At 55.1% G+C, this 3355-nt stretch carries 3 protein-coding genes and 1 pseudogene; 1 reads left to right on the top strand and 3 read right to left on the bottom strand.

Features of this window, described 5'->3' with window-relative positions:
• The 3 genes from PM2_RS29225 to PM2_RS29235 form a co-directional block, all read right to left on the bottom strand.
• On the bottom strand, positions 1 to 732 hold a 732-nt coding region (locus PM2_RS29225; RefSeq protein WP_155276343.1), incomplete at its 3' end, for a hypothetical protein.
• Positions 733 to 760: 28 nt separating this feature from the next.
• The gene (locus PM2_RS29230; RefSeq protein ID WP_028700100.1) at positions 761 to 1939 is read right to left on the bottom strand and encodes an Arm DNA-binding domain-containing protein; all 1179 of its coding nucleotides are present in this window, start codon (positions 1937 to 1939) and stop codon (positions 761 to 763) included.
• A 397-nt stretch (positions 1940 to 2336) separates the two neighbouring features.
• Positions 2337 to 2702 (bottom strand): hypothetical protein, encoded by a 366-nt coding sequence (locus tag PM2_RS29235; protein ID WP_028700099.1) that lies wholly within the window; start codon positions 2700 to 2702, stop codon positions 2337 to 2339.
• Positions 2703 to 2843: 141 nt separating this feature from the next.
• Between PM2_RS29235 and PM2_RS30585 the strand changes: the two are divergent.
• Positions 2844 to 3355, top strand: a pseudogene (locus PM2_RS30585) (hypothetical protein); the annotation flags it as partial.

The raw sequence follows: 3355 nt of genomic DNA on the forward strand, positions 1-3355 counted from the left end.
CCTTAGCTTTCCTTTTTTCCATAGCCTAAAACTCGTGCTACCTGGAGTGCTTTCTCTCGCGTGCTTGAATGCAACCCCAGTGCTTTCGCCTTGGAGAAGGTGATATGCGAGGAAGGTCTGGGCAAACTGGGATGCGATGGCACCGTGGACGCTCTGGAACGGAGCTATGAACTGACTACAAATTGCCATTTTCGAGAGCATCCCGCCAAGCGACTGATATCCAGTCTTGCAGCAAAGAGATATGAATACTTTCTTCTTCGCTCCACGTTTTTGGAAGGCTTTAGCAATAGCTTCGCGGCCGGCCCATCCCTCATTCGCCAGTAGAAGGGAATCTTGACTACCATGCCCGATCAGGATCACGTGGGAGTAGTTTGCCTGCTCAACTGACCATATGGCTTTCAGTTCAGCTAGAGATCGTATTTTGTAGGCCTTCACATGATCGTCAGGTACAAGTAATCGGCAGTACTGTAGTACTGACTTGGCTAGAGGGTCGAGGAGCGTTTGTTCGGTTTTTAAGTCGCCGAGGGTAAGAATGAGTATGCCAATGTTTCTGTGGCACAACCCCGATCCGATCCATTCCGAAACAGCTCCCTGCCTCAGCTGGACCTTTACCTTTCCAGGCTCGGCGGCGACAACGCTGGTTTCCCAAACCACTGAAGGTACATCCTCCATTCCTCCTATTCTGGAGGTTGGTACGAACACTCTTTCGCCTTCTACAAGTTTCCTTGCCATCTGATGGTTCCCTACCGTTGTCGATCAGCTACTTTTCTGGGTCAGGGATAATGCTTGGTTCCGGTGCAGTGCACCACAAGGAAATCGCCTTACTGCCGGCATCCTGGTCGGCATTCGGCATCCATCTACCATAAACCCTGGCGATCATCGTCCAGTCGCTATGCCCCATCTGTTGCGCGACCCACATGGGATGCTCGCCGGCCGACAGCATCATTGAGGCATAGGTGTGCCTAGTCTGGTAAGGCCGACGGTAGCGCACGGCTGCCCTTTGTAGTGCGTGCGCCCACATGGTCTTGCGGATCGGACCGTCGCCTGCCCAGCGCTCGCCGGTCCTAGGGTTTTGGAACACCTCTACGCCTGCTAGGAAAGTGAATTTCTTTTGCGCTTCGAGTGCTTCCAAGGCTGGCCCGAGCAGCTTGATGCTGCGCTTCCCGGAAACGGTCTTCGTAACCTCGGCTTTTCCTTTGGCAGCCTGGGTCATCGCCCGTGAGATGTGAGCCTCGCCGCGTAGCCAATCGATGTCGCCCCAGTCGAGCGCCACCAGCTCGCTGGTGCGCATGCCGGTCCAAAACGCGAACTGGACCAGGTTCTGCGCCTGGCCGGTGAGCGCGGCGGCGATAGCGCGTTGCTCATCGGTGGAGAACGGATCTACGTCATCGTCCTTCACCTTCCCCTTGCGAGCGTAGTTCCAGCCTGACAGCGGGTTTATGTCGATCAACTCTTCATCGACCGCGTCATTCAGCGCAGAACGCAGGCAGCTCTGAATATTGCTCAGTGTCTTGTTGCTGACCTCATGGGTATTGAGCCAGTCGCGGATTGTCTTTCGTTTGAGATCCACGACTATCACCGGTCCCAGCGCAGGAATCAGGCGCTGCTCGATGATCTTGCGATAGCCGTCGAACGTGCTGCTGGAGACGTGCCTGCGCTTGGCCTCAAGCCAGCGGGTTAGAAAACCGGCGACAGTCTCTCGGCTAGCCTCTGGGGCGAACTGCAGGGCGCGCTTGGACTTCGGGAAGGTGATTGCATAGTCGAAGGTGCCGGCCGCAATGGCATGTTCCACAGCGGCCTTGTGCTGCTCGGCGCGCTTCAGGTTAGTGGCGGTGGGCTTGAGCGCGATCCTCTCCCGGCAACGGACGCCCCGATACATAAAGGTGATTTCGATACTCGATTCGGAGACTGCCCGAACTCCCCGCCCATCTCTACCCACGATTCATATCCTTCCACATCAATTAGTACTCGGCCATCTGGGGCCTTGATCCATATCTCTCCGAGCCGCCAAATTCCGTCGCGAAGCTTCGATCGGATAGCGTCTTCGGAGTAACCAGACTCGCTGGCAAATTTCCTCACGGTTACGTAGCGCATAGGCCGCGTATCGATTTGGCATAGAGGGCTTGCTCGTGCGAGCAGCGTCTAACAGTTCTGTTGGTCATATCCGACTTCCTTTAACTACTCGGATACAGCCTACAAACGGTTTCCTGGCGTGGGTTTCGCTTTCACGCAACAAAAGCGCCGGAAATTAGATCTCTGAGAAATTTCCTGCCAGGGAATGGCAAGCCACGTGAGCTATTCAGGCTGCGGGTTGCTCTGAAAGACCAAAGCCGCCATCAGGTCTGATGCGTTTTTTTCTGCTCGAAAGCGATGCGGTTCATTACGCAAATTGGGATTGCGAACCCTTGAATGTTTGTTCTGAAGATTTCGCAACCGTCCTCAACGATCCCACACGGTACTCCTCGGCGGAAACGCATCCCCCTACCGATGTAGTTGCGCAGGATTATTTCCCAGGACTCGTCGTCGTAGTAGAAACCTGTGATCTCAGCCCAGTTGGCCTTAACTCCGCTTCCAACGACCCCTTCAGGTGTCAGGCAGAAAATTTCTATCTGGTTTTCCTGGGTGACTGGTACGGCGTAAATCCGGCCATTCGGCGCTACAGGTGGGAAGGTCCGTCCGTTCCCAAGGTGACGAAATTCCATGGTGGTGCTCCGTGTGCATGACATTGCATGACACGCTATGCCAGGTCTTGGAAATCCCAAGCCGGTTCTGTCGCAGTGGTGTGTCGTTGGGTTTTCAGCAAGCCGCCGTAAGCTGTGGAGATCACAACAGGGAGTAGCGCCATGGGTAGTACATCAACATTGATTCGAGTCAGCGTGCTGGCTGCGGCAGTAGCTTTTCTGGTTGGGTGCTCTTCCACTCAATCGCCGAAGACTGTTCAGCTTCCTGAGCCAAAGGATGTGCCGAAAGAAAAATGGTCGGATGCGATGCACGTTCTGACTGCCATGGGGATTTCCGGGCAGCGTGACGTTCCAATCGAGATGGTAGGGAGCGTTGATGGAGTGAGTCCCACCAACCGTTCAGTGGCAGGGCTAGGGGACGTCGGATTAAGTGCGATTGGATATGTGTCACCACCTTCAGGCATGAGCGGTGGTGCAGTCGCAGGTGTTGGCTTGGGTTTGATGCTACTGGGTGGATCAAGTGATCCGGCTCGGGCAACTCAAGTTGTTGCCTGGGTGCCTTCCGATCAGGCTAGTTCACCAGAGGAGGCTTCGGCTCTGGCCCTGCAGAAGGTTGAGGAGGCCCGCAGAAAGATTTTTTCAGGTGGTTTGTCAAAGCTGGGTATGCAGACCGG

Source organism: Pseudomonas monteilii NBRC 103158 = DSM 14164 (assembly GCF_000730605.1).
GTDB lineage: Bacteria > Pseudomonadota > Gammaproteobacteria > Pseudomonadales > Pseudomonadaceae > Aquipseudomonas > Aquipseudomonas monteilii.

What these genes read in the sequence shown, in the direction of transcription:
- PM2_RS29235 (WP_028700099.1), bottom strand. Translation starts at nt 2,702, where the DNA reads ATGGAATTTCGTCACCTTGGGAACGGACGGACCTTCCCACCTGTAGCG.